The sequence below is a fragment of the Leisingera sp. genome (assembly GCF_982940295.1).
On record NZ_CEYXRG010000001.1, the window covers coordinates 244800 to 269767 of the forward strand.

31 protein-coding genes are annotated in these 24968 nt (G+C 64.8%); 7 read left to right on the forward strand and 24 right to left on the reverse strand.

Annotated elements, in window-relative coordinates:
* Nucleotides 1-16: 16 nt before the first annotated feature.
* From AC4HIX_RS01155 to fabF, 17 genes are all read right to left on the reverse strand, one after another.
* Nucleotides 17-676, reverse strand: coding sequence for a phage tail tape measure protein (locus AC4HIX_RS01155; RefSeq protein WP_490397541.1), 660 nt, complete (start codon nucleotides 674-676; stop codon nucleotides 17-19).
* Nucleotides 669-884 (reverse strand): rcc01693 family protein, encoded by a 216-nt coding sequence (locus tag AC4HIX_RS01160; protein ID WP_490397542.1) that lies wholly within the window; start codon nucleotides 882-884, stop codon nucleotides 669-671. The genes AC4HIX_RS01155 and AC4HIX_RS01160 overlap by 8 nt, the downstream gene beginning before the upstream one ends.
* On the reverse strand, nucleotides 881-1201 hold the full coding sequence (locus tag AC4HIX_RS01165) for a gene transfer agent family protein (protein ID WP_490397667.1): 321 nt from the start codon (nucleotides 1199-1201) through the stop codon (nucleotides 881-883). The genes AC4HIX_RS01160 and AC4HIX_RS01165 overlap by 4 nt, the downstream gene beginning before the upstream one ends.
* Before the next feature lie 2 nt (nucleotides 1202-1203).
* Nucleotides 1204-1617 carry a phage major tail protein, TP901-1 family gene (locus tag AC4HIX_RS01170; RefSeq protein WP_490397543.1) on the reverse strand — a complete coding sequence of 138 codons (414 nt, stop codon included), beginning with the start codon at nucleotides 1615-1617 and terminating at the stop codon, nucleotides 1204-1206.
* A 46-nt stretch (nucleotides 1618-1663) separates the two neighbouring features.
* Nucleotides 1664-2071 carry a DUF3168 domain-containing protein gene (locus tag AC4HIX_RS01175; RefSeq protein WP_490397544.1) on the reverse strand — a complete coding sequence of 136 codons (408 nt, stop codon included), beginning with the start codon at nucleotides 2069-2071 and terminating at the stop codon, nucleotides 1664-1666.
* Complete coding sequence (locus AC4HIX_RS01180) at nucleotides 2068-2400, reverse strand: head-tail adaptor protein (protein ID WP_490397545.1); 333 nt, start codon at nucleotides 2398-2400, stop codon at nucleotides 2068-2070. The genes AC4HIX_RS01175 and AC4HIX_RS01180 overlap by 4 nt, the downstream gene beginning before the upstream one ends.
* Complete coding sequence (locus AC4HIX_RS01185; protein WP_490397546.1) at nucleotides 2397-2996, reverse strand: head-tail connector protein; 600 nt, start codon at nucleotides 2994-2996, stop codon at nucleotides 2397-2399. The genes AC4HIX_RS01180 and AC4HIX_RS01185 overlap by 4 nt, the downstream gene beginning before the upstream one ends.
* A 179-nt stretch (nucleotides 2997-3175) precedes the next feature.
* Nucleotides 3176-4357: a phage major capsid protein gene (locus tag AC4HIX_RS01190; protein ID WP_490397547.1), complete on the reverse strand. Its 1182-nt coding sequence runs from the start codon at nucleotides 4355-4357 to the stop codon at nucleotides 3176-3178.
* Nucleotides 4354-4923 carry an HK97 family phage prohead protease gene (locus tag AC4HIX_RS01195; protein WP_490397548.1) on the reverse strand — a complete coding sequence of 190 codons (570 nt, stop codon included), beginning with the start codon at nucleotides 4921-4923 and terminating at the stop codon, nucleotides 4354-4356. The genes AC4HIX_RS01190 and AC4HIX_RS01195 overlap by 4 nt, the downstream gene beginning before the upstream one ends.
* Before the next feature lie 26 nt (nucleotides 4924-4949).
* The gene (locus AC4HIX_RS01200; RefSeq protein ID WP_475051796.1) at nucleotides 4950-5174 is read right to left on the reverse strand and encodes a GTA head formation protein, RCAP_rcc01685 family; all 225 of its coding nucleotides are present in this window, start codon (nucleotides 5172-5174) and stop codon (nucleotides 4950-4952) included.
* Nucleotides 5167-6396 (reverse strand): phage portal protein, encoded by a 1230-nt coding sequence (locus AC4HIX_RS01205; RefSeq protein ID WP_490397549.1) that lies wholly within the window; start codon nucleotides 6394-6396, stop codon nucleotides 5167-5169. Before AC4HIX_RS01205 ends, AC4HIX_RS01200 begins: the two co-directional genes overlap by 8 nt.
* A 282-nt stretch (nucleotides 6397-6678) precedes the next feature.
* The gene (locus tag AC4HIX_RS01210; RefSeq protein WP_490397550.1) at nucleotides 6679-7965 is read right to left on the reverse strand and encodes a DNA-packaging protein; all 1287 of its coding nucleotides are present in this window, start codon (nucleotides 7963-7965) and stop codon (nucleotides 6679-6681) included.
* Nucleotides 7958-8326 (reverse strand): recombinase, encoded by a 369-nt coding sequence (locus AC4HIX_RS01215; protein ID WP_490397551.1) that lies wholly within the window; start codon nucleotides 8324-8326, stop codon nucleotides 7958-7960. Before AC4HIX_RS01215 ends, AC4HIX_RS01210 begins: the two co-directional genes overlap by 8 nt.
* 241 nt (nucleotides 8327-8567) lie before the next feature.
* Nucleotides 8568-9344 carry a VOC family protein gene (locus AC4HIX_RS01220; RefSeq protein WP_490397552.1) on the reverse strand — a complete coding sequence of 259 codons (777 nt, stop codon included), beginning with the start codon at nucleotides 9342-9344 and terminating at the stop codon, nucleotides 8568-8570.
* Between the two features lie 4 nt (nucleotides 9345-9348).
* Nucleotides 9349-10431, reverse strand: coding sequence for a ribosome small subunit-dependent GTPase A (gene rsgA, locus AC4HIX_RS01225; RefSeq protein WP_490397553.1), 1083 nt, complete (start codon nucleotides 10429-10431; stop codon nucleotides 9349-9351).
* 364 nt (nucleotides 10432-10795) lie between these two features.
* Nucleotides 10796-11953, reverse strand: coding sequence for an endolytic transglycosylase MltG (gene mltG, locus AC4HIX_RS01230; RefSeq protein WP_490397554.1), 1158 nt, complete (start codon nucleotides 11951-11953; stop codon nucleotides 10796-10798).
* On the reverse strand, nucleotides 11953-13218 hold the full coding sequence (gene fabF, locus AC4HIX_RS01235; RefSeq protein WP_475051784.1) for a beta-ketoacyl-ACP synthase II: 1266 nt from the start codon (nucleotides 13216-13218) through the stop codon (nucleotides 11953-11955). Before fabF ends, mltG begins: the two co-directional genes overlap by 1 nt.
* Before the next feature lie 484 nt (nucleotides 13219-13702).
* Between fabF and AC4HIX_RS01240 the strand changes: the two genes are divergently transcribed.
* Nucleotides 13703-14590: a PilZ domain-containing protein gene (locus tag AC4HIX_RS01240; protein ID WP_490397555.1), complete on the forward strand. Its 888-nt coding sequence runs from the start codon at nucleotides 13703-13705 to the stop codon at nucleotides 14588-14590.
* A gap of 363 nt (nucleotides 14591-14953) precedes the next feature.
* Nucleotides 14954-15736, forward strand: coding sequence for a PilZ domain-containing protein (locus AC4HIX_RS01245; RefSeq protein WP_490397556.1), 783 nt, complete (start codon nucleotides 14954-14956; stop codon nucleotides 15734-15736).
* 109 nt (nucleotides 15737-15845) lie between these two features.
* On the opposite strand, the gene AC4HIX_RS01250 is transcribed toward AC4HIX_RS01245, so the two are convergent.
* The 4 genes from AC4HIX_RS01250 to fabD all read right to left on the reverse strand — a co-directional run bounded on the left by AC4HIX_RS01250 (nucleotide 15846) and on the right by fabD (nucleotide 19221).
* Nucleotides 15846-16589, reverse strand: coding sequence for a 1-(5-phosphoribosyl)-5-[(5-phosphoribosylamino)methylideneamino]imidazole-4-carboxamide isomerase (locus AC4HIX_RS01250; RefSeq protein ID WP_490397557.1), 744 nt, complete (start codon nucleotides 16587-16589; stop codon nucleotides 15846-15848).
* A 254-nt stretch (nucleotides 16590-16843) separates the two neighbouring features.
* The gene (locus tag AC4HIX_RS01255) at nucleotides 16844-17077 is read right to left on the reverse strand and encodes an acyl carrier protein (RefSeq protein WP_005982462.1); all 234 of its coding nucleotides are present in this window, start codon (nucleotides 17075-17077) and stop codon (nucleotides 16844-16846) included.
* 417 nt (nucleotides 17078-17494) lie between these two features.
* Nucleotides 17495-18232, reverse strand: coding sequence for a 3-oxoacyl-ACP reductase FabG (gene fabG / locus AC4HIX_RS01260; RefSeq protein WP_490397558.1), 738 nt, complete (start codon nucleotides 18230-18232; stop codon nucleotides 17495-17497).
* Nucleotides 18233-18288: 56 nt separating this feature from the next.
* A complete protein-coding gene (gene fabD / locus AC4HIX_RS01265; protein WP_490397559.1) occupies nucleotides 18289-19221 on the reverse strand; it encodes an ACP S-malonyltransferase in 933 nt (310 codons plus the stop codon).
* Between the two features lie 178 nt (nucleotides 19222-19399).
* On the opposite strand from fabD, the gene AC4HIX_RS01270 reads away from it, so the two are divergent.
* Complete coding sequence (locus AC4HIX_RS01270; protein ID WP_490397560.1) at nucleotides 19400-20641, forward strand: cytochrome b/b6 domain-containing protein; 1242 nt, start codon at nucleotides 19400-19402, stop codon at nucleotides 20639-20641.
* A 197-nt stretch (nucleotides 20642-20838) separates the two neighbouring features.
* Here the strand turns inward: AC4HIX_RS01270 and AC4HIX_RS01275 are convergent, their stop codons facing one another.
* From AC4HIX_RS01275 to AC4HIX_RS01285, 3 genes are all read right to left on the reverse strand, one after another.
* Nucleotides 20839-21177 carry a hypothetical protein gene (locus tag AC4HIX_RS01275; protein ID WP_490397561.1) on the reverse strand — a complete coding sequence of 113 codons (339 nt, stop codon included), beginning with the start codon at nucleotides 21175-21177 and terminating at the stop codon, nucleotides 20839-20841.
* Nucleotides 21178-21350: 173 nt separating this feature from the next.
* Nucleotides 21351-21929, reverse strand: a complete 579-nt coding sequence (locus tag AC4HIX_RS01280; protein WP_490397562.1) for a YceI family protein — start codon at nucleotides 21927-21929, stop codon at nucleotides 21351-21353.
* A gap of 155 nt (nucleotides 21930-22084) precedes the next feature.
* Nucleotides 22085-22618 (reverse strand): hypothetical protein, encoded by a 534-nt coding sequence (locus AC4HIX_RS01285; protein ID WP_490397563.1) that lies wholly within the window; start codon nucleotides 22616-22618, stop codon nucleotides 22085-22087.
* Between the two features lie 306 nt (nucleotides 22619-22924).
* Between AC4HIX_RS01285 and rpsF the strand changes: the two genes are divergently transcribed.
* The 4 genes from rpsF to AC4HIX_RS01305 all read left to right on the forward strand — a co-directional run bounded on the left by rpsF (nucleotide 22925) and on the right by AC4HIX_RS01305 (nucleotide 24529).
* Nucleotides 22925-23278, forward strand: coding sequence for a 30S ribosomal protein S6 (gene rpsF, locus AC4HIX_RS01290; protein WP_027237802.1), 354 nt, complete (start codon nucleotides 22925-22927; stop codon nucleotides 23276-23278).
* 28 nt (nucleotides 23279-23306) lie between these two features.
* On the forward strand, nucleotides 23307-23534 hold the full coding sequence (gene rpsR / locus AC4HIX_RS01295) for a 30S ribosomal protein S18 (protein WP_005982441.1): 228 nt from the start codon (nucleotides 23307-23309) through the stop codon (nucleotides 23532-23534).
* 12 nt (nucleotides 23535-23546) lie between these two features.
* On the forward strand, nucleotides 23547-24161 hold the full coding sequence (rplI, locus tag AC4HIX_RS01300; RefSeq protein WP_475051762.1) for a 50S ribosomal protein L9: 615 nt from the start codon (nucleotides 23547-23549) through the stop codon (nucleotides 24159-24161).
* Nucleotides 24162-24337: 176 nt separating this feature from the next.
* Complete coding sequence (locus tag AC4HIX_RS01305; protein ID WP_475051761.1) at nucleotides 24338-24529, forward strand: hypothetical protein; 192 nt, start codon at nucleotides 24338-24340, stop codon at nucleotides 24527-24529.
* The last annotated feature ends 439 nt before the right edge of the window (nucleotides 24530-24968 follow it).

A 24968-nucleotide genomic window follows, 5' to 3' on the forward strand; every position in this document is an offset into this window, starting at 1 on the left:
ATGTTATCCTCCGTCCTTAACGGTTGCGCCCGCCGCGGGACAGCGCGCGGGACAGCTGCGCCGCAATCTGGCTGCGGCTGCGTTCAAAGCCTTTGCTGTCCGGTGTGGAGACATTCATCACCACATTGACCGCGCCGCCGCCCTGGCTGCGCACGCCAAGCGCGCCATCCGCGCCGCGGGTGAGCGGCAGGATCGCCTCCGGCCCGGCCTCGCCCATAAGGCCGGTGGCGCCGCGCATCGGAAACGTCACCGGCCCGGTCACGATCCCGCCCTTGGCAAAAGGCATCACTTTGCCCTGGCTGAAGGAGGCGCCGTCGGCAAAGGGCAGGATGCTGCCGATCAGCGAGGTGAACCCGTCGGTCATCATCCCGCTGATGTGATTGGTCACCGGTTTCATCGCCGCATTGTAAGTGGTGCGGACCATGCTTCGCGCCAGCGTGTCCATCGCTTCCGACAGGCTGTCCCCGTCAAAGGTCAGCCCCTCAAAAGCGCGACGTAAGCCTTTGGAAAGACTGCGATCAAGGATCTGAGCATCGCGGCCGGTTTCGGAAAACCCCTCTTTGACCCGCCCCAGCACGTCTGCAAAGGCAGCAGCCATTCCAGAGGCACCGTCCAGCGCTTCGCCCAAAGCCTCGCCCTGCAGTTCCAGTTCGGCCATCGCGGATGAGTCAGTCATCTGTTGTCTCCTTGTTCTTCGGCGGCGCGAAGTCCGGGAAGTCCCGCATGAGCGCCGCCAACCGGTCGCGCTGCATCGGCTGCGGTGCGGCGGCCTCGCCCAGCATCAGCCGCAGCTCTGCCGGCGTCAGCTCCCAGAAATCACGCGGCAGCAGTTTCAGCCCCGCCATCCCGGCGCGCATCAGGGCGGGCCAGTCGAGCCCGGTCATGGACTGTCCGGGACAGCAAAGCTGCGCACCAAAAGCTCCGCTGCTACCTTGGCGGCCTGCATCGGGCCGCCGGTGATGGTGGCAGACGCCAGGTCCTCGCGGCTCAGATCATGACCGCCGCCCTGCAGCCCGGCCGCCAGCAGCGCCAGCACGTCGCGGGCGGAAAACCGGCCCTGTTCGAACCGCTGCACCAGGTCCACCAGAGTGCCTTCTTCCAACGCCGCCTCCAGCCCCGCCAGCGCGCCGAGCGTCAACTTCAGCGCGTAAGGGGTTCCATTCACGAGCAATTCCGCCTCGCCTGCGTGCGGGTTCACCATCATCAGACCGCCGAAAAGCTAAGCTCGCCGGCGCTGGCGAGCGACAGCTCATAGGTGGCCTCGCCATTGTGGCTGCCCGCGTATTCAAGTGCTGTCACCTGGAACGGCCCCTGCACGATGCCGAAGTCGGGGATGATCACCTGAAACGCCGGCGTCAGCCCGTCAAAGAACAGTTGCCGGGCGCGTTCGTCCGTCGCCTCGTCCCGGAAGATGCCGGAGCCGGAAATGCTGGCGGAGCGCACGCCGGCCCCCGCCAGCAATTCACGCCAGCCGCCCTGGCTTTCGAGGCTGGTCACATCGACGCTTTCGGCGTTGAAGCTGATGCGGGTGGCACGCAGGCCGGCGATGGTTTCAAACAGGCCTGCGCCGTTCATGTCCACTTTGACCAAGAGGTCCTTGCCGTTTTGAACTGTCATGGGGATTCTCCATGTATTTCAACTGGTTTCACGAAAGTTCCGAGGTTCAAACGTCATCCACCCGCGCCCGGAAACGCAGGGTGATCTGCCTGCCGCCGGTCGTCAGCCGTTCAGCTTTGGCCCGGTCGAACCACAGGCCGGTGAGCTGGCCGCGCGGCAGCGGCACCGCGGCGCCGACCAAGGCGTCGCAGACCGCGGCGGCGGCGGATTTAGCGGTGGCGAAACCGGCGGTGTCGGTGGTAACGGTGACAAAAAACCGGTGCTCAGCCCCGCCCGCGGTCTTGTCGGAGCGGTCCAGTACCTCTTCGCTGCCAAGCGCCACATAGGTCTGCGGCAAGGGGCCTGCGGGGATGGCGTCATAGATCGCATTGCCGACCAGTGCAGTTAGTCCTGCGTCCCCGGTCAGATAGGTATAAACGGCGGATTGCAGCCCGCCTGCGATGGCATAAGTCATCCGCTCACCTCCTCTACCGCGAAACAGGTGAGGTAGCGGGCGTCCGGGCCGCTTTCCGCAACCGCATCAATGCGGTAGAGGCGACTATTGTCACGGAAGCGCTGGTCGGGGCGCGGTCGAGATGCAAAGCCATCAGGGGATGCACGCAAGGTAATCCGGTATTTTTGCAAAGACAGGTTGCCGCCGGCCAAGCGGCCTGAGAGAGACTTCACCTCGGCCCAAAGGGTGCCAAGCGCCACCCAGGTTTCGGTATAGCCGCCGGCGCCGTCGGGGGCGCGCTGGGGATCTTCCAGCACCAGCTTGCGGGTGAGTTTCGGGGGCTGTTTCATGCCAGGCCTCCCAGTGTCAGCCGCAGGCTGCGGTAGCGTTCGATCAGGCTGGTGACGCCAAAGGGCATGCAGCCGCCGTGCAGGCCGGTGTCGGCCCGGTATTCGTAGTAATGCGCGGCCAGGAGCATCACCGCCTGGGCCAGATCCGCGGGCAAGCCGCCCCAATCCGCGGCCATGCCGGCCTGCAAGGTGATCCGTGCCAGACCGCCCGTGGGAATCGCGGGCAGCAGGCTGCCGGTTGGGCGCAAGCGCGGGCGCTGGCTGTCGCGTTCCAGGCGGTAAAGCGCTGCGTTCAGAACCGTCTCCGCGCCGCTCGCATCGCGGATCGCAACCTCTGTCACGGCCTGCACCGGGGCGATCGGCAGCACCATGCGGGTACGGTCGCGCCAGTGGCGGACTTCCAGCTCAAAATCCCGGGTAATCAGTGCCTTGCCGGTCCTTCCTTCTATCGCGGCCAGGGCGGCGCGCAGGAAGCCAAACAGCACCTCGTCCTGCAGGCTGTCCTCGCCAAAGCCGGTGCCCAGGCGCAGATGCGCCTTGAAGGGGGCCAGCGGCAGGGCGGCCTCGGGCACGGGGGTCACTTCGCTCAGCATCATCATCTCACTCCTGCGGGCCTCCCCCTTGCCGGCCCTGATCTGCTGTCCGTTTCCAAGGTTCGGCCGGCACGCACCGGTCCCTGCCGCTCGGACGGAGGGGGAGCAGCTAGACGGCAGGGAAATATGGGGTGCGTGCCAGCCGGCGGACCGGGCTGCCGGTCCGCCATCAGCGCGGAGCGTTAGCTCGCGCCGAATTTCATCAGCTTGATGGCGGCAAAGTCGCTGACGTCGCCGCCGACGCGCTTGGTCGCGTAGAACAGCACATGCGGTTTGGCGCTGAAGGGGTCGCGCAGGACGCGCAGGTCCGGGCGTTCGGCGATGGTGTAGCCGGCGCGGAAGTCGCCAAAGGCAATCGGGTAGCTGTTGGAAGTCGGGTCCGGCATGTCCTCTGCAATCAGCACCGGGTAGCCCATAAGGCGCGCGGGCTCACCCGCGGCGAGGCCGTCAGACCACAGGAAGCGGCCGTCGGCGTCCTTCAACTTCCTGAGCATTCCCGCGGTTTTGGAGTTCATGATGAAGGTCGCATTGGCGCGGTATTCCGCCCCCAGCGCATAGACCAGGTCGATGATCGCGTCGCCATTGCCGACCTCACCATCCACGCCGGTTGCCTTGTAGCCGATGTTGCCCCAGGTCCAGCTGTCGTTGTCCGTGACCGGGTAGTTGAGAAAGCCGGTGGGCTTGTCGATGCCGTCGCCGTTGATGAAGGCATCGGCCTCGGACCGCGCGAATTTGCCGGCAATGCGGCCGGCCAGCCAGCCCTCGATATCAAAGGCGCTGTCATCGAGCAGCCGCTGCGACGCCTTGGGCAATGCGCTCAGCTCATGCAGCGGGATCGAGATGCGGTCGATGCTGCCGGTGGAGGTTTCCGCCGACGGGCCGGTTTCATTGGCCCAGCCGGCGCCCATTTCGCTGTGGTCGATCAGCACGTCATAGGACGTTGCCTCCACATGCACCACAGAGGCCACGGCGCGGATCGAGGCGGAGGCGTTCAGCACCGCCTTGACGGTGTCGGAGGTCTGCGGGTCGACCAGATAGCCGCCGTCGCTGCCCACGGCGGTGGACATGGATTTCCCTTCCAGTTCGAGGCCCCGCAGGCCATCGTCGTCGCCGCTGCGCAGGTAGGCGTTGAACGCCTTCTGGTGCGGCGCGCCCGCGTCCTGACTGGCTGCCAGATGGGGTCGGTTCTGAGAGATTGTCTTACGGTCCAGCATGTTCACTCGCTCTTCTGCCTGTTTCAGCCTTGATTGCACGTCGTCCTGAAACCCCTTGAATTCATGAAGAAAGCCCGTGATGGCCTGTTTCACTTCATGCGCCAGGGGCGCTGCATCCCCGGTTTGGGCCGGGAGGTCTTGGTTGCTCATGATGGGTGTCCTGTTTTGAGGTCGCGGGTGATCTGGCGCAGGCCGGCGGCCAACGCGCGGAGGGACTCTGCCTCGGCGTCCAAGGCGGAAGATTTCCCCGCCACCCGCGCCGCGGGCAGCATCGGGAAAGTGACCAGCGACACCTCCCAAAGCTCCACCTGGGTCAGGCGGCGGGTACCGTCCTGGGCACGGGTGGCTTTCTGGGTGCGGTAGCCGATGGAGAGGCCGTCAATCGCGCCCGCCTCAATCAGCGCGGCCGCCTCGGCGCCCTTGGGCGTGGCGGTGAGGATTCGGCCTTTGACGTACAGACCGCGCTTGTCCTCGCGCACGTCATCCCAGACGCCGATGGGCTGGGCCGGATCGTGCTGCCAGAGCATCTTGACCGTGCGGCCCTGATCCCGGAGCGCCTTGAGCGAGGCCGCATAAGCGCCGCGCATAACCACATCGCCGCCCTGGTCGGTCTGGCCGAACAGACTGGCGTAGCCCTTGATTTCTGTTGCGTCCTTCAGCGAGAGATCCTCGCCGAAGCGCGCGAATTTATGTTCAAGCTGGGGCGTTCCCTGCATGATATCTGCCTCGCAAGTTATTGGTGTTACGGCAATTGCACCGCCAGAAAGGATTGGAAGGCCTGCGCCAGGATCACCGCGGCGACGCCGTAGACGGTGAGCCAGAGGCGTTTCTCCAGCCGCTCCATCATCTGCTCGATCCGGTCGAGGCGGCGGTTCACGGCCTCGTTCTGGATCTGGGCAACCCGCTCATGGGCGGACAGGCGCAATCCCGGTGAACAATCGAATGCGTGTATCGGGTGCTCAGTCATCCTGTCCGCCCTCCGCCTGCGGCGCGGCCGGGGCTTCTGCGGGCAACCCCAGCAGCTGCCGCTTTTCCGCGGGTGTGAGGAAATCCGCGGAAGCGACCCGCCGCCATTGCGCCTCGCGCTCTGCCGCCAGTGCGGGCAGCTGGTCGAGATCGGGCTTCAGGGTCAGTTCTTCACCGGTCCAGCCTGCAAGCCAGCCGGACAGCGCGGCGGTCACCTTGGCCGCCAGAGGCAGCACGGTCAGCCGGTAGAAGGCGCGGTTGGCCTCCTGATAGTTGGCATAGGTCGCATCGCCGGGGATGCCGATCAGCATTGGCGGCACCCCGAAGGCCAGCGCGATTTCGCGGGCGGCGGTGTCCTTGGTCTTCTGGAACTCCATGTCGGAGGGCGAAAAGCCCATCGGCTTCCAGTCCAATCCGCCCTCCAGCACCATCGGGCGGCCGGCATTCTGGGCGCCCTGGAAATTTGATTGAATCTCTTCACTTAGATGGCGGAATTGATCTTCCGACATCTGGCCCTGGCCGTCGGAGCCGGTCCAGACCAGCGCACCGGAGGGGCGGGCTGCGTTGTCCAAAAGCGCCTTGGACCAGCGGGAGGCGGCGTTGTGGACGTCTATCGCCATCGCCGCCGATTGCAGGGCTGACAGGCCATAGTGGTCATCCTGCGGGTGGAAGCTCTTGATATGGCAGACCGGCGGCTGGCCGGGCTCGTTGGCGAAGCGGCGCTTGCGCCCGCCGGCAACATAGTCGAAGGCTGCCGGCCAGCCATCCGGACCGGGCACCACGTTCATCCGGTCGGAGCGCAGCACATGCAGCTCTGCGGGGTTTGCGTCCTCAGCCGCGACCATCTCGATATAGGCGTTGCCGGACAGCAGAAGGTGGCCGTAGAGCGCCTCCAAGAGCTCCGCCTGGGTCTGGACCGGGTTGGGACGCGCCAGCAGCGCCAGCCAGGGGTGGGTGTCATAGCGCTGGCGGCTGTCCTGAAGCACCAGCGGCACGGCGGCGGCAGCCTCGGCGATCAGGCGGATCACCCTGTGCGTGACCGGATTGCCGGCAAAGCCGCTGCGGGTCAGGGAGACGGTGTCGCGCGGGCTCCAGGCGATGCGCCCCGAGTTGTGCCAGGAGACCACGCGGGCGGTCTGGCTGGCCTTCTGTTCCAGGCCCGGATTTTTGGGGCCGGGTTTCCGGGGGTCCGGCGTTTTGCGCCGCAGCAGGTCAAAGACCATGGTCCGCTCCTCAGCTTGTTCCTGTCCGGCGCTGGACCCCTTGGGGCTGGTGCGCCTTTGCTGAGGATCATTAGTGGCAGAAAGAGCTGAAGATCCCGGAAGCGGTGCGTACGCAGGGGGCGCAACACCATACCTCAACCGTCTGATTAAAAACAAAAACCGCCCGTTGCGCAGAGGGCGGCTTGCGGAGGTCACGAAGGGCCGCGCCGGTTCGCGGGCGGGCGGGAAGCACCCGCCCGCGGGCGCGGACGGGCGCTGCCCGGCCTGCGGCCAGGCTGTAGCTTACAACACTCGCACTTGCGGCCTGCGCAGGTTTGCGGCGGGCTGGATGATCAGCTCATGCAAGGCCCAGACCAGCGCATCGACCCGGTCGGGAGAGCCGCTGCCGCGGTAGCCCTGCGGGGTCATCTGGCACATCTGGTCCTCGAGTTCCCCAAGGCCGGGCTTGTGAAACACCCGGCCCTGCTCATAGAGCGCCGCGACGGGTTCGGCGCGGGCGGATTTGCCCTTGCGCGCGTGCAAGGCCCGGAACGGCACCAGCGGGTCGGCCTGGCGCAGGACGGTTTCCACCAGGGCGCCGCCCTGGTTGACCTCTGCCACCACCCGTTCAGCGCCAAACCTGTCGCGGGCGGCAATCACCGCCTGTGCCCAGGCCAGGGGGCCAGCCCCCTGCACGGTGCAATCGGCCAGCACATAGGCCTGCCACTCCTGCGGCGGGCCGTGGGTGATCGCGCCCGCCACCACGATGCCGCAGGCGTCGGAGTCCTTGCCGGCGCTCACCGCCGGGTCGACGGCGACCACAACCCGGTCTAATGGCGGTGCCTCAGACACCTGCGCGTCCACCAGCGCCGCTGTGGTCCAGAGCGCGCCCTGGATGTCCGACAGCATCACCCCGTCCAGCTCCTGCCGCCCCAGCCGGGTGCCTGCATAGCGCGCCCGCACCTCCGCCAGAAAGGAGGGCGCGAGGTTGGCGCGGTTGGCCTCTGTCGGTGCATGGGTGGTGACGGTGCTGGGTGAGGCCAAGAGCCGTTTCAGCACGGGCGCGTTGCGGGGCGTGGTGGTGACGCAGACGCGCGGGTCCTGGCCCAGCCTGAGCGCGAATTGCAGCATGTCCCAGCCCTCCTGGCCCTTGCGCCACTTGGCCAGTTCATCCGCCCAGGCGGCGTCGAACTGGGGGCCGCGCAGGGCTTCGGGGTCGTGGGCGGAGAACGCCTGCGCTTCGGCACCGTTGGGCCAAGTGAGCTTGCGCTCCGAGGCTTTCCACTTGGGCCGCCGGTCGGGTGGCGAACAGGCCAGGATGCCGCTGTCGCCGTGGATCATCACGTCGCGCACCTGGTCATAGGTCTCTGCCACCAGCGCGATGCGCCGGGCGGTTCCGGGGTCATGCGGGCATGGGCCCTCGGCCAGCGAGCGGACCCATTCGGCCCCTGCCCGCGTCTTGCCCGCGCCGCGGCCGCCCAGGATCACCCAGGCACGCCAGTCCCCCGGAGGCGGGCGCTGGTGGTCCAGCGCCCAGATATCAAAGAGATGCGGCAGTGCGCAGAGCGTTTTGCGGTCCAGCTCATCCAAGAAGAAGCTCAGGAGCGATGGCGGCACGCAGGCAAGCAAGTCCGCGCTCGACAGCTGCGCGCGCCGCGACGAGATCGAGCTCGTGCTCGGATTTGAGCATACGGGTGAATTCGGTGCTTTGTTCTGCAATGACTTTCTCCACTTTCTGGCAATCCCGGATCAGGCCCTCAAGCTTGCTGATCTGCGCCTTGGCGCCGGTAACTTCATCGGCGCCGGCGGTTTCGAGCTGCTCCCGGAGCTCTTCCGCCTCGTTCCGCAGACGGTGAATGCTGTCCTGCAGCGAACGCAGGAGATCGGCGGTGTAATGCACCTGCCGGGTCAGAACGGCAGCGCCGTCCTGGTCTGGTGTGTTGTCTGTCATGGGTTGCTCTGCCTCATGCGTTATTGTCCGCACGAGAGAAAGACAGGACGGCCACCGGTGGAGGGATCCGGGGCCGTCCATGTTTCTTCCAGCTGCACCACAACCTATACGCGATTATATCGTAAAAGTCAAGGGTTATGAGGCGGGGTGCGTACGGCGGGTCCGCAACGCCCCGCCCGCAAGGAACCGACGGAGGCGCGCCGCAGCGGCAGGCTGCCACAGAATAGCGGCAGCCCTGGGGTCACGTGGACGGGCTGGCCGGCTCTTCGCGCAGCATGGCCAGCGCACCGCCTGGATCGCGCAGGATTAAGCTGTGCGCCGCGCCGCTGCCCACTGCGCCGCGGTCCCAGAGGCACGCCCCATTGGCCTCTGCAACGCGCTGCGCATCCGCCAGCGCGGCGATCCGGATGCTTGGCACCCAGATTGCTTGCGCGCCTGTCGCCAAGTCCGCCGGTTGCAGGACTGCGGTCAGGCCGCCCGTGGGCCCGGTGATGGCAAGGCCGCCTTGCCCTTGTGTCCGGGGGCCGGCAGCCTGCCACCCCAGAACCTCCCTGTAGAATGCCCCGGGAAAGACTCCGGTGTCCGACAGGTAGACTTCAGGTCCGAACTGCCGGCGCGGAACAGGAAAGCTGTGGCGCGAAAGAGAGACCCCGATCAGCGCGCCCTGCGGGTCACGGATGACCGCGTTGCGCCCGACGCCTGGAACTTCGAAGGGGTGCCTGACGACAGCGCCGCCATGCACCTCCGCCTTGTCCAGCGCGGCGTCCACATCGGGGACTTCGACATAGGCGAGCCAGCCCTCTGCCAGACCGCGCGGCGCCGGTAGAATACCAGCGCCAGCCTCATCGCCGGATAGGGCGAGAATGAAATCCTTTTCGCCGCCGCCCCACGCGAAGTCCGTGGCGTGTTCGGTCACATAGCTCCAGCCCGCGACGCTTTTGTAGAACGCCATTGCGCGGTCCGTGTCTTGCGTAAACAGGTCGTGCCAGACGACCTGGCCGGTTTTTGACTTGCTCATCGGTTCACCTCCAGCTCTCTTTCAGTTTCTTAACGCCGCGCACCATCTTTCCAAAAGCCTTGTCCTTGGACCTGCGTTCGGCAAGGCTGGCTGAATTGAAGGCGTTTTCGGCCTTGAGCTTGCGCCAACGGGCAAGCCGGGAGGCGTCGATATCGCCCTGTTCAATGGCTTGCGCCACCGCGCAGCCCGGTTCCGTGTCGTGCTTGCAGTCCTTGAACCGGCATCCAAGCGACACCTGCTGGATATCAGCGAACACGTCATCAATCCCTGTATCCGCATCGGTAAGCTGCAGTTCCCGCATACCGGGAGTATCGAGGATCATGCAGCCATTCGGCATGGAATGGAGCTCGCGGCGCGTCGTGGTGTGCCGGCCCTTGGAGTCGTCTTCACGGATCCCTTGCGTTTCAATCGACTGGCTGTTCAACAGCGCGTTGGCAAGCGTGGACTTGCCGACGCCCGATGACCCCAGGAACGCAACCGTCTTCCCCGGCTTGCACCAGGGCGCCAGCGCGCTTCGGGGCTCGGATCCGCGAGCGTCGAGCGTTACGACTTCAACCGTTTGCGAAATGGCCCGGGCCGCATCTGTGTAGTCCTGCGGGTCCGCAAGCAGGTCGGCCTTGGTCAAAACTATGACCGGCGTGATCTGCGCCTCAAATGCCAGGGCGATGTAACGTTCGAGCCGCGGCACGTTGAAATCCTGGTTGCAGGACGAAACGATAAAGGCCGTGTCGATGTTTGCGGCGATGAGCTGCTCGAACCGGCCGGTGCCGGCCGCGCGCCGCTTGATCAGGCTGATGCGATCCAGAACCTGGCTGGACTGCGGCCGTTCGCGATCCAGCAACAGCCAGTCGCCGACCGTAACATCCTGCCGGGGCGGAAGGGTGGTTTCGATGCTGTCACCGAGAACATGCAGCGCATTGCGATGCACCTGGACGACGCGGACCGGCGGTGTTGCGCGCAGGTCTTCAACGCTGATCTGCTGGGAAAAGAACGGCTGCCAGCCTAAGGCCTGAAGCGGCGTCATGCGGTCGTTTGATCCGCCGTCACGGCGGCTGTTCGGAAGAAATTGGGAGTAGTCCCGTACCATTGCGGGTAAACTTTCATGTCTGGGCTGCGGGCGGGGCCCGGCCGGAAAAGTAAGGAAAAGATACAAGGCGTCATTCACCGGCCGAACTTAGCGGTGATGTTTTCCGTGACGGGTCTTGCGCTGGGAGGCTTGCTGCCTCCCCTCCTTACCGGGACATGAAATCTCCATTTATCCTGAACATCATTTAGGAGGACGCCTGGGCGGATGCAACTGCAAACGAGCGAAAGCGTGATTTGCGATGGCGGCAATGGAGCTGGCTGGTTCGGCACCGGAACGGCCGCGCCTGGCCGCGCTGTTGCGTATGGGTTCAACAAAAAAGGGCGCCGTCCAGCGCCCTTTCCTACCCGATCCAGCCTCGCAGCACTCAATTGTTCTGCTGCTGCTGGGCTTCGATCTCGCGCCATTTGGCGACGTTCCTGTTGTGCTCGTCCAGCGTCTCGGCAAAGGCGTGGCCGCCGGTGCCGTCGGCGACGAAGAACACATAGTCCGTGGTCTCCGGGTTCACCGCCGCCTCAAGGCTCGCAAGCCCCGGGTTAGCGATGGGTGTGGGCGGCAGGCCCTCGATCACATAGGTGTTCCAGGGGGTGGGCTTGCGCAGCTCGCTTTGGCGCAGGCCGCGGCCCAGGATGCCTTCGCCCTTGGTGACGCCGTAGATCACGGTCGGGTCGGTCTGCAGGCGCATGCCGCGGTTCAGGCGGTTGGTGAAGACCGAGGCGACCACACCGCGCTCGGAGGCGACGCCGGTTTCCTTCTCGATGATCGAGGCGAGGATCAGCATCTCCTCGGGCGTCTTGACCGCAGCGTCGTCTGCGCCGCTTTCCCAAGCGGCGTTGATGCGCAGCGTCTGGCGCTCCTGCATCTCGGCCAGCACAGCGGCGCGTTGAGTGCCTGGTGTGACCTCATAGCTGTCGGGCGCCAGCAGGCCCTCGGCCGGACGCTCGCCCGGGTCGCCGTCCAGCACATCCATCGCCTTCAGCGCCTCGACCACCTGCCAGCTGGTCACGCCTTCGGCCAGCGCGATGCGGTAGCGGGTGTCAGCGTCCTGGCGGGTCTCGGTGTATTCCGCAGGCACCTCATCGACGCCAAGGACGAATTCCGCCTTTTCCTCGAATTTGTTGGTCGCCGGATCCAGCTCGCGCACCTCAGCCTGGGTGCGGGTCACGCCGATGCGGTAGACGATCTCTGTGCCGCAGGTGGAGGCGCCGGAATGGGTGATCTCATCGACGATGCGTTCCATAGACGACCCCGGCTCCACCAGGAAGCTGCCGGCCTTCAGCTGGCCGGTCTTCTCGCTGTACTTCGCGCCAAGGCGGAAGATGGTGCCGGAGGAGACTGCGCCCTGCTCTTCCAGGTCGCGGCTGACGCGGGCCATGTTGGAGCCGCGCTCCACCCGAAGGCAGATGGCGGTGTCCAATGGACCTTCAGCCGTGTACTGCGACTGGCCCCACAGGATGAGGCCGCCCAGCAGGAACAGGGCGGCGATCAGGACCGTCAGCATATTAGAGGCGAGGCTGCGCCACATCAGTCAGGTTTCCCGAAGATCACCGATGCGTTGGTGCCGCCGAAGCCAAAGGAGTTCGACAGCGCCACTTTGATTTCCCGCTCACGCTTGGCGTTGGGGGCCAGGTCGACCGGGGTTTCAACCGCGGGGTTGTCCAGGTTGATGGTCGGCGGTGCCACCTGGTCGCGGATCGCCAGGATCGAGAAGATCGCCTCGATCGCGCCGGCCGCGCCCAAGAGGTGGCCGGTGGCGGATTTGGTCGACGACATGGTGACATTGGCAGCATGATTGCCCAGCAGCCGTTCCACCGCGCCCAGTTCAATGGTGTCGGCCATGGTGGAGGTGCCATGCGCGTTGATATAGTCAACCGCCGACGGCTCCAGGCCCGCATTGTTCAGGGCCGCGCGCATGGAGCGCTCGCCGCCTTCGCCATCCTCGGACGGTGCGGTGATGTGATAGGCGTCGCCGGACAGGCCATACCCCAGCACCTCGGCATAGATCTTGGCGCCGCGGGCCTTGGCGTGCTCGTAGTCTTCCAGAACCACGATGCCGGCACCCTCGCCCATGACAAAGCCGTCGCGGTCGGCGTCATAGGGACGCGAGGCTTTCTTGGGGTCGTCGGCGTATTTGGTCGACAGCGCCTTGCAGGCGTTGAAGCCCGCGATGCCGATTTCGCAGATTGCCGCCTCGGCGCCGCCTGCGATCATCACGTCGGCGTCGCCCGATTTGATCAGCCGGGCTGCGTCGCCGATGGCGTGGGCGCCGGTCGAGCAGGCGGTCACGACAGAGTGGTTCGGCCCCTTGAAGCCGAAGCGGATCGAGACCTGGCCGGAGATCAGGTTGATCAGCGCGCCGGGGATAAAGAACGGCGACACCCGGCGGGGGCCTTTTTCCTTGATCATCACCGCGGTGTCGGCAATCGACGACAGGCCGCCGATGCCGGAGCCGATCATCACGCCGGTGCGCAGGCGGCTTTCCTCGTCCTCGGGCGTCCAGCCGGCGTCGCGCACGGCCATGTCGGCGGCGGCGATGCCATAGAGGATGAAATCATCAATTTTCTTCTGGTCTTTCTTGGCAACCCAGTCATCCGGGTTGAACGTGCCGCCGCTGCCATCGCCGCGCGGAACCTCGCAGGCATAGGTCGTGGTCACGCCGCTTGCTTCGGCGTCAAACTGGGTGATGGGGCCCGCGCCCGACTGGCCGTCCAGCAACCGGGTCCAGCTTTCCTCGACTCCGCTGGCCAGAGGGGTAACCAGGCCCAGACCGGTGACAACTACTCGACGCATTCCTTGCTCTCCTTTGCCTCGGCAATCCGTCTGTCCAAATAGCTTGGAATGCCCGGCAGGTGCAAGAGCGGGTGCGGCCGCGGATTCCCTTGCGGAAGTCCGATTTTTATGCAGAGATGCCGAAACGGGAATGGCCGATTAACTATTCTCTCATAGGTTGCTCGTATACCGATCAATAGAACTTGGCATCCGTCCTCAAGGATTGCCACAGCGGGCTGGAGCTCTGGGCCTTTTTGTCTCCAGCCCGCATTTTTTTCCGGTGCTTGCAGCCCCCCGTTTTCGCGGCAAGCGGCCTTGGGCGAAGCGGGAAAACAGTCCTCCCCCTTGTTCGTCTTCACGCGCTTGGCTGCTGTACCGCACGGCGGTGCGCGCCTTGGCTGCGGCTGCTGCAAGGTTTTCTTCCGCTGCGGCCGCTGCGTTAACCGGGCATTCGCTTCTTTAGGGCATTCTTCTGTTCTCGAAGGATTTGAGGAACGACCCCGCCATGCGCCAATGGCTCTCCATAGCTGCTACCCTGCTGGTGATCGGCCTGCTCCCCGGGCATGCAAGCGCCAGTTGTGCCGTGCACCGCGACCTGTCGGATCTGCACCGGGCCAGCAAGGGATTTCTGTCTTATCTCAGTACCGGCCAGGGCGTCTACAGCGTGCAGCATCTGCGCAGCTGGATCAGCGCAAATCCGCCGGCTCCGCTGCGGCAGCGGATGAGGGCCGTGGGAATTCAAACCGTTGAGGCCGGAACGATGGAGCTGTTGAAGCAGCAAACCGTCGTCCTGCAGATTCTTGCGACCCAGGGCCGCGCTGCCGCCTTTGAAACCGCCCGCCACATGGGTCTCCAGGATCTGGCGGCGGAATTCGGCACGCAAGTCGAGGCTCTGCCCTGCGATCAGGTCAAGGACGACGGTTACGGCAGTAAGCTGGTTGCGGTGAATGCAGCGGACGCGCGCCAGCGCCAGCAGATCATCAATGCCGCCATTGCCTGGGTGTCCTTCCTGGTGCTGGGCGGCAGCGTTCTGTATTTTCTCGACCGGATCGGCATCCGCAAGATCCGCCGCACCAAGCGTTACCCCTGCTCGGTGCCTTGCGTTCTGCAGGCGGGCGGGCGAACGGTGCCTGCCCATCTGGTCGACCTCAGCCGGGCCGGCGCCAAAGTGCGCCCTGACGCGGCTTGCGAGATTCCGGGCCGGGTGACCCTCGCCTTCGGCGGCTATACGGTGGACTCGAATGTGCGCTGGCAGACGGCTGATTACTTCGGTGTGAAGTTCTCCAAGGATTTCAATTTCCTCCAGCTGCACCGGCTGCTGGAAGCCTTCCCGATGGAGGATGAGGACGGCAGACCACGGGCGGCGCGCATGCCGCCCGGCCTCGGAATCTAGCTTATGGTTCCCCGCGGCAGCGCCTTAAGCTCCGCCGGATAGCCACTTCCGCTGTCCCTGGCCTTTCTGGCCGCCCCGCAGACACACGGCGGTCCGGCCGCACGTCCGCCCCCGTCTGCCAGACCTGCGAAGCGCTGCTGAGATTTAACGGAGATTTGCTGCGTCCGCTTGCAGTGCGTTAAGGCGGCCTATTTAGAACTTGGGGTGATCTGTGCACAGCTTCGCGAGTCCCCCGGCATGGTTTTCAAGCCTTTTGCTCTTTCCGCCGCCGCAGCCCTGACCCTTGCCGCAGCCGGACCGGCGGCAGCCGCAACACCGTCGCCTTCCCGCGCCACATGCGAGCTTTTGTCGGACCTTGTGTTCATGCAGCATCAGATGCGCGAGTATCACCAGGTGCTTCGGACCGGAAAGGGCAGCGGCGAGGCGCAAAGACTGCGCAATTGGCTGGCTGACCATCCGCAAGTGGATCTTCGCATCCGGCTGCGCCGGGCCGGGATGCATCGCTATGAGCGGCTCACTCTGAACCTGATCACCCGTTACAAGGGCCTATTGGAAATCCACCGCAGGCACGGCGCCGAAGCGGCGGCGGCAAATGCCAAGCGCCGCCGCACCGCTGCGCTGCTGGAAACCTATGCCGCGCGCATCGTTCCCCTGCCCTGCAACTATGTGCCGCCGCAGGACACCGAAGGCGTTTCGCTGAGCGGCATCGGGAAACTGAAGCAGCTGCCGCAGGAGGCGGTCATCGCAGGTTCCCTGCTGACGCTGATTCTCGGTGCGGCAGCGGCGGTCCTGCTGGAGCGCCTGGCCCGGCGGCGCCTGCGGCTGTCCCGCCGCCACCCCTGCGCGCTGCCTTGTATCCTTAAAAGCGGAGATTTCCGCTTTGAGGCACGGATTGTCGATATCAGCCGGCTGGGGGCCAAGGTGCGTGTCGGGCTGGAGGACGGCCAGCCCGCGCCTCTCATCGAAGGCGAAGTTGCGGCCGAGGCGGCCGGCCTCCTGCTGATAGAGGCCCAAGCGACCTGGCAGAACAACGACTATGTCGGGATAAAGTTCAGCAAACGGCTGTCCCGCGGGCACCTTAAGAAGCTACTCAAACTCAATGCCGCGCAGGTCAACGAGCCGGAGACAGCCGCCAACTCAGCCTGACCGCGCCCCGTTTGGCTGGATCTGCGCGCCGGCCGCGATAAGCAAGCCGCCGCGCGGCTGCAGGCTGCCTGCGGATGTTAGCCGCAGGCAGCAGCCCGATTGCTTGGGGTTACTGGAATTCCGCCACCGGTTCCGGCTCCGGCCGCGCAACGGCCAGCGCATCCTCGACCGACAGTGTCTTGCGGAACAGCGCCCGGCCCACCATCGCGCCGGCGATATTGTGAATGTACTTCAGCCGCGAGATATCATCGGCATTGCGCACCACGCCATTGGCAATCACCGGCAGCTTCACCGTGGACGCCAGGTGCGACATCAGCCCCATCTGCGCTTCCGTGTCGGCAACATCAGAGTCGATGTCGGTGATGATGATGCCGGCAAATGGCGCGCCCTCAAACGCCTCCAGATAGGCTTCGGGGGTAAATGCGCCGGACTTGCGCCAGCCGTCGGTCATCACCTGGCCTTGCCAGATATCAACGGCAAGCACGATCTGGTCCGGATGGTGTTCCGCCAGCTCGCGCACCAGATGCGGGTCGCGGGCAGCCAGGGTGCCGATCACGATGCGGCCTGCACCCTTGTCGATCCAGCTCTCGACCTGCTCGCGCGAGCGGATGCCGCCGCCCAGCTGCACCGGAATGCCGGCGCCGCGGATGATGTCGGTGACCAGGTCCTCGTTGCTGTAATCGCCCTCAATGGCGCTGAAGTCGGTCAGGTGCATCCATTCCGCCCCTGCGGCGGCAAAGCCCTTGGCGGTTTCCACCGGGTCCACGTGCCAGATCTGCGGCTCGTCCAGGCGGCCTTTTTCCAGGCTCACGCAGCGGCCGTTCTGAATCTCCATCGTGGGGTAAATCATCATAGTGCCAGTCTCCTCTGTGCTCTGCCTGTCGCGGAAATATTAGCACGGATCGCTCCCTGAGATACGCCGTATCCTGACCTTTTGTGGAACAATTGCGGCACCCGCGCCCGGCTGCGTGATAGCGCCAACAGGAATGGGGCCGGATTGCCGCAGGCGCAGATTCGGCAAGCGCTGGACGGCACCGGAAAGACAAAAGAAAACGGCGCCCTCCGCACGGGAGAGCGCCGTTCAATCCGGTCATCCGGAAGCGTGGCTTAGGACGCTTCGGAGATGAACTTGACCGCGTCGCCGAAGGTCTGGATGGTTTCGGCTGCGTCGTCCGGGATCTCGATGCCGAACTCTTCTTCAAACGCCATCACCAGTTCCACGGTGTCCAGGCTGTCTGCGCCCAGATCGTCGATGAAGGAGGCGTTTTCGGTGACCTTGTCCTCTTCAACACCCAGGTGCTCAACAACGATCTTCTTTACGCGATCTGCGACGTCGCTCATGTCTCTTCCTCGTAATTCAGGGCACTCTGCCCGGTTCTGCCCTTGCCCGTGCGGGCGGCGTGGTTATTGCCCGGAGCGGGCGGTGTGATCCCCGCGGGACGGGGACAGTGCGGCGTTTCCCTTAGGAAATACCTGCGGATATGGGCCGCCTATAGCATAGACCGCGGCCAAGGCAAACGGTTTCGCTTGGTAACGATTCCCGCGGCAGCCGGTATCGTGCGGGTATGAAGCCGTGCAGATGGCCCCGCAATCAAGTGGTTGCAAGAGTGTTAACGGGTTTTTTTGGCAATTCCGCCGTTTTTCAACCGCTTGACGGCAACGGCAGGACTGGCTGCGCCGCCGGCTTGGCGCGATACGGCATGAAAAAGCCCCGCAGACGGGCTGCGGGGCTTGGCAATTCAGCGGCCGGCACGGGGCTCAGATCATCGCCATGCCGCCATTCACATGCAGGGTTGTGCCGGTGACATAGCCGGCTTCCTGGCTGGCCAGGTAGAGAACGGCAGAGGCGATTTCTTTCGAATCCCCCATGCGGCCCGCCGGAATCTGGCTCAGAATCGCGTCTTTCTGCGAGTCGTTCAGCTTGTCGGTCATCGCCGTGGCGATAAAGCCCGGGGCGACCGCATTCACGGTAATGCCGCGGTTGGCGACTTCATAGGCCAGCGATTTGGACATGCCGACCATGCCTGCCTTGGAGGCGGCATAGTTGCCCTGGCCCGGGTTGCCGGTGGCGCCCACGACCGAGGAGATGTTGATGATGCGGCCCCAGCGCGCCTTCATCATGCCGCGAAGAACGCCGCGGCACAGCCGCATGGTCGAGGTCAGGTTCACGTTCAGCACGCTTTCCCATTCCTCGTCTTTCATCCGCATGAACAGGTTGTCGCGGGTGATGCCCGCGTTGTTGACCAGGATATCGACCGCGCCCATTGCCTCGGCGGCCTGTTTCGGCAGCGCCTCGACCGCTTCGGCGTCGGACAGGTTGCAGGGCAGCACGTGGGCGCGCTCGCCCAGCTCTTCGGCCAGCGCCTTGAGCGGCTCTTCGCGGGTGCCCGACAGCGCCACGGTTGCGCCAGCCGCGTGCAGCGCGCGGGCGATGTCGCCGCCGATGCCGCCGGAGGCGCCGGTGACGAGGGCATTCTTGCCAGTCAGATCAAACATGTTTGTGTCCTTTGTATGCGGTCCCCGGCGCTGCATGGGCGCGCCGGGATATATTGTTACGCTTCAGCTGCGGCCTTGGCTTCCTCGGGGGTGCCGATCTGGCGGCTCGAGAGCGCGCGGTCGATCTTGCGGATCATGCCGGACAGCGCCTTGCCCGCGCCGATCTCCCAGAACTCGGTCACGCCCTTTGCGGCCATCGCCTGCACGCTTTCGCGCCAGCGCACAGAACCGGTCACCTGTTCAACCAGAAGCTGGCGGATCTCATCCGGGCTGGTCACTGCATCGGCGCGCACATTGGCGATCAGCGGCACCGCGGGGGATTTGATTTCAACGCCGGCCAGCGCCTCGGCCATGGCGTCAGCTGCGGGCTGCATCAGCGCGCAATGGAAGGGGGCGGACACCGGCAGCATCACCGCGCGTTTGGCGCCCTTTTCCTTGGCGATCACGGCGGCGCGTTCAACCGCGGCCTTGGCGCCGGAGACCACCACCTGGGTAGGGTCGTTGTCATTGGCAGCCTGACAGACTTCACCCTGCGCGGCTTCCTCGGCCACCGCGCGCACGGCGTCGAGGTCGAGGCCGAGGATCGCGGCCATGGCGCCCTCACCCACCGGCACGGCGCTTTGCATTGCCTGGCCGCGGGTGCGCAGCAGGCGGGCGGTGTCGGTGACCGAGATCGCACCGGCGGCGGCCAGAGCGGAGTATTCACCCAAGCTGTGGCCGGCCACAAAAGCGGCCTTCTCAATCGTCACGCCTTCGGCTTCGAGCGCGCGCATGGCGGCCATCGAAGTGGCCATCAGCGCGGGCTGCGCGTTCTGGGTGAGGGTCAGTGTTTCAATGTCGCCCTCCCAGATCAGCTGGCTCAGGCTTTCCCCCAGCGCTTCATCGACCTCGTCAAAGATGGCCTTGGCCGCCGGATAAGCATCGGCCAATGCCTTGCCCATCCCAATGGTCTGGGCACCCTGCCCGGGAAACACGAATGCGATCGTCATTGAAGACCTCGTCTGTTTTAGCGTTTGGCCTGATGTAACGGCCCTTGACGCAACGCACAAGCAAAGCTGCAGTCTGCGCACCGGCCCTGTGCGCGGATGAAGGGGGCGCGGATGTTGCGCGGGGCTGCGGTGTTGCTACCTTGAAGGCAGCCCCGACTAAAAAAGGACCCCAAGCCCCATGTCCGGCCAAAACACCTTTCAAAGCTATGGCAGCGTTGCCAAGACCTTTCACTGGCTGACGGCCCTGCTGATCTTCTCCGCCTTCCCGCTTGGCTATTTCGCCAATGAACTGGCGCATGAAATCCAGGGCCCGGCGTTTGACGGCAGCCAGGAGGTGATCGAGCGCGCCACGCTGCTGTTCTCGCTGCACAAGACCGTTGGGGTGGCGGTGTTCTTCACCGCGCTGCTGCGCATCCTGTGGGCGCTGAGCCAGCCCAAGCCGGGGCTGCTGCATCCGGACCGCAAGGCCGAGGCGCTGGCAGCGGAGATGGTGCACTGGCTGCTGTACGGCTCGCTGGTGGCGGTGCCGCTGACCGGCTGGATCCACCATGCCGCGACCACCGGTTTTGCCCCGATCTGGTGGCCGTTCGGGCAGACACTGCCGTTTGTGCCGCAGTCCGAGCCGCTGGCAGAGCTGACGGCGGGGCTGCACTGGGTGCTGGTCTGGACCCTGGCGGGCGCGCTGGGCCTGCATATTGCCGGTGCGCTGAAGCATCATGTGATCGACCGGGACGCCACCCTGCGCCGGATGCTGCCGGGCCGCGCCAGCCTGCCGCAGCCGCCCGCGCAGAGCCACAGCTTGCTGCCGCTGCTGGCCGCACTGCTGGTCTGGGCCGGCGCGCTGGGCGGCGGTGCAGCAATCGGCGTCTTTGGCGGCAAGCAGACCACAGGGACGGCTGCGCCGGTTGTGGCTTCGGAACCGGGCAGCGGTGCCGCAGGCAGCTGGGCGGTGCAGTCGGGCACACTGGGTATCTCTGTCGTCCAGATGGGCAGCGCGGTCACCGGCAGCTTTGGCGAGTGGAATGCGGTGATCAATTTCGAGGAGCCGGCCGCCCCAGGACCGGCGGGCGATGTGGAGGTCACCATCGCCATCCCCTCGCTGGAATTGGGCTCGGTGACCGGTCAGGCGATGGGCGCCGATTACTTTGACAGCGCCAATTTCCCCACCGCTGTGTTCCAGGCGGAGATCGAAAAGCTGGAGGAGGGCTACCAGGCCGAAGGCACCCTGACAATCAAGGATCAGACGGTTCCTGCCACCCTGCCCTTCGATCTGGATCTGGAGGGAGACACCGCAAGAATGACCGGTGCCCTGACCCTGAACCGGCTGGACTTTGGTATCGGCAAGAGCCTGCCGGACGAAAGCTCGCTGGGGTTTGCGGTGGACGTGTCTGTGTCGCTGGAAGCCCAAAGGGTGCAGTGACACAGGAAGCGGCGCCCTCCCGCGCCTGCGGGTGCCCCGGCTGCGCCGCCCCCCCCTGACAGCCTTGGACCCGGCGCCGCGCTGACGCGCGGCGCTTTGCCGTTCCGGGCGCCGCTCTGCCTGCGAGGTATCAAGCGCAGCTACTGGAGAGGTCCAGCTTTTGCAGGACCGTCAATTGCAGTTGCAGGGGCGTCAGCCTAGTGGCTGTGCCGGTAATAGCCGCCGTGGCGGGTGCGGTGGCGGTGGATGCCGCGGTTGTGATGCCGGTGCCGTTTGACATGATGGCGGCCGCCGCGGGGCTTGTAGTAGGTGCGCGGGTAGTAATGCGTACGCGGCTGGTAGCTGTAGTTATACCCGTGATGGCGGTGCTTCCGGTCGTCCAGGCTTTTGACGATAAGGCCCAAGGCAATCAGCCCGGCAATGGCGCGGGCCGCATCATGGCCTGAATCATGGGCGGCGGCGGGCGCTGTAAATGCCAGGTTGGCAGCGAGGGCCAATGCCGCACCGGCTGAAGCGATATAGCCTAAGCGGAACATGGGTGCCTCCTTTCCGATGTGGCCGGAGAGGCCGGCACCAGACTGCCGCAGGGCGGTGGAAAACGCCAGTGAACTCCGGTCACGCTTTGGGGAGGCCCGCAGCAGCAGGCACGAAAAAACCGCCAGCCCGGAGGGAGCTGGCGGCCAAAAGGTCTCAGGTCAGCGGATCAGGGTCAGCTGTCGGCCTTCATTGCCTCGATCGAAATCTTGATGTTGACCTCGTCGCTCACGAAGGGGGCGAACTGGCCCAGGTTGTAGTCAGAGCGCAGGACCTGGGTTGTTGCGTCAAAACCGGCCCAGGGCTTCTTGGCCATCGGGTGCTCACCTTTCTGGTTCAGCTTGGCATCCAGCACAACCGACTTGGTCACGCCGTTGAGGGTCAGATCGCCGGTGATCTTGGCGGTGTCCTCGCCGGTCACTTCGATGGCGGTGGAGGTGAAGCTGACGGTTTCATCCTCGGTGGCGTCGAAGAAATCCTTGGTCATGAAGTGGTCGAACCGCGCCTGCCAGCCGGTGAACATCATGCTGAGCGGCATGGTCACGGACACGCTGGAGGCCGCCGGGTCTTCCTGGTCGAACATGATTTCGCCCTCGAAGCCGGAGAACAGGCCATAGGTGGTCGAGTAGCCCAGGTGGTTGTAATCGAACAGAATCTGGCTGTGGCCGGGATCCAGGACGTATTTTTCGGGGGCGGCGGCAGCGCCGGTTGCAGTGGCAGCGGCCAGGGCGGCGGCAAGCAGGGTCTTCTTCATGGGAAAGGCTCCGTCTGAACAAATCTTGTGGCAACAGATGCGGCGAAAGTCTCCTGAAAAGGAAGCCGGCAAAAACCAACACTAGCTGTGAGCGGGCGAACACAAAACCCGGCTGCGGTGCAGCCGGGCCTGTCTCGCGAAAACGTGATGGGCTGTCAGGTCAGGAACCGCACCGCTCCGCTGAACTGGTCGCGCAGCTGGCTGCGCATCGCAGCGGACCCGACCGGCAGTTCGATCAGCAGGCTGCCGTCCACCTCGTACATCTGCACCGAAGCCGCTGTCAGCCGGACCCCGCCCAGGCTCTCGTAGCTGCGGCGCAGCACAGTGCAGGGGCGGCCCTGGCTGTCACGCTGCAGCACCCGCAACTCACGGCGCACCGGATCAAAGCACGCCTCGGGCCGGTTGCCGGGTTCATGCGCGGTCATCAGCACCAGCCCGGCAAGCAGAAAGGCCACGGAGATCCCCATCCGGATCAGGTTCATCTCCGGGTCCGCCCCGGCCCCGGGCACCAGCCACAGGCCGGTGGAGCCGAGGATCATCGCGCCCCCCAACAGCCGGAACAGAACCACACGCAGTTTCCAGTTTGCCTCCAGCCGCAGGCTCAGCGGCACCGCTCTGACTGCGGCACCAAACGCCGTGCCGCCAGAAGCCCTGGAAACTTCCGGCGGAGTTTGATCTGTTACTGCCATCCGACTGCCCTTTCTCAAGCTGCCCCTGCCGGCGCGGAGCCGGCATCACGGCTCCCCGCCGCGTTAAGACTTCGTTAATCAGAGAAGACCGGCATTGAGGCCGCAATGCGGCGCGCTTGCGGTTTTGCAGAGGCGGCCCGGCACTGGCGGCGGCAGAGGCCGCTTTTGCCTTGCTCTTTGCGCCTCAGCCTGTATAGGGGGCCTGCTTCCGCGACACTTTCGATCCGCGCAGCCTCTCGTGACCGGGCAGCGGAAGCATCAGATGCCCCGTCTATGAAATGCGCCTAGACACAAACAGGAGTTCGCATGCCACTCTATGAGCATGTCATGATTGCGCGTCAGGACCTGTCCAACTCGCAAGCAGAAGGCCTCATCGAACACTTCGGTGCTGTTCTGTCCGACAACGGCGGCAAGCTGGTCGACCAGGAGTACTGGGGCGTCAAGACCATGGCCTACAAGATCAACAAGAACCGCAAGGGCCACTATGCCTTCCTGCGCACCGACGCACCCGCGTCTGCCGTTCAGGAAATGGAGCGCCTGATGCGTCTGCATGATGACGTGATGCGCGTCCTGACCATCAAGGTCGACGAGCACGCCGAGGGCCCCTCGGTCCAGATGCAGAAGCGCGACGAACGCGACGGCCGTCGCGAGCGCCGCTGATCAACGCTTGAGAAAAGGACGCTAAATCATGGCAGCCAAACCGTTTTTCCGCCGCCGCAAGGTTTGCCCGTTCTCGGGCGACAACGCGCCGAAGATCGACTACAAAGACACCCGTCTGCTGCAGCGCTACATCTCTGAGCGCGGCAAGATCGTGCCTTCGCGCATCACCGCCGTTTCGGCCAAGAAGCAGCGTGAGCTGGCCCGTGCAATCAAGCGCGCCCGCTTCCTCGCCCTGCTGCCCTACGCCGTGAAGTAAGGAGATAAGCAGATGCAAGTTATCCTTCTTGAGCGCGTTGCAAAACTGGGCCAGATGGGCGACGTCGTCGACGTGAAGCCCGGTTACGCCCGCAACTTCCTGCTGCCGCAGGGCAAGGCAAAGACCGCATCCGAAGCCAACATCGCTTCCTTCGAAGCCCAGAAAGCGCAGCTGGAAGCGCGCAACCTGGAGACCAAGAAAGAAGCCGAGGCTCTGGCAGAGAAGCTGGACGGCCAGCAGTTCATCGTGATTCGCTCCGCATCGGACGCGGGCGCGCTGTACGGCTCGGTCACCCCGCGCGACGCGGCTGACGCTGCAACTGCGGACGGCTTCTCGGTCGACAAGAAACAGGTCGCCCTGATCCACCCGATCAAGGAACTGGGCCTGCATTCCGTCGCCGTGAAACTGCACCCGGAAGTGGAAGTCGAAATCAAGCTGAACGTGGCCCGCTCCCAAGAGGAAGCCGAGCTGCAGGCATCGGGCAAATCGATCCAGGAGCTGGCCGCCGAAGAGGAAGCCGCTGCTGAATTCGAGATCTCCGAGCTGTTCGACGACATCGGCTCCGCGGCGTCCGACGAGGACGAAGCACCGGCAGCCGAAGCCGCTGGCGACGAAGAAACCAACTGATCCCTTCTCGGGTCAGAGGAAATCGGGAAAGGCCGTCCTTCGGGGCGGCCTTTTCTGTTTCAGGCGGCCACGCCTAAAAGCCGCGCTAAGTTTTATGGATATGCACAACCGCCATAAACCTCCCGTTTGCCGTTCCTTGCCAGCATGGCAACGGGATCAGAATGGAGGGGACAGACGTGGATGACGACCTGGAGCGTGAGGAGCTGGCGCTGCGCCGGCGGCTGCTGTTCCGGCTGCTGCGCGGGCACCGGTTCGACCGGCCGGACTTCAGAACCGAGGCGATAGCGGAGATCGTGCCCAAGGGCCTGATTGCGCCGGGCAGCGGCCTGTTTGAGGCGTTGAACAAGCCCAGCCGCGCGTCCGGCTGATTTCGCGGAAACCGGAGGCGGGCTAAGCTGCGAAGCCTGAACTGCCCCCTGCCAGGTCCCCGCCGAAACCGCTGCTGCCGGGGTGGACGGAGGTGAGATCCACATGCCTTGCGCCGCGCCAAACATAGGTCGGTTTCTTGCTTTCAAAGACAGGCCGGCCTGCGCTTGCCGGGGGTTATCGGGACCGCGGAAAATTGGGAAACAGCCGCGGTCCCTTCTGCCCGATGCGGTCAGATGCCCCACAGGCGTGAGGGGCGATCTGCCTGAGGGTCGTGTTGCCTCAGTGCGCATACCCAATATGTAGTGGATAACCATATTTAACAAATGTCTAATATTTAAAGTTTGATGAACCCGGCCGAAATTCGCAAAAACCGTCAGAAGCCGGCGGAAACCCCCTCCTGATCTGGCGATTCCCCGCCGGTTGCGCCGGGCTATGCCA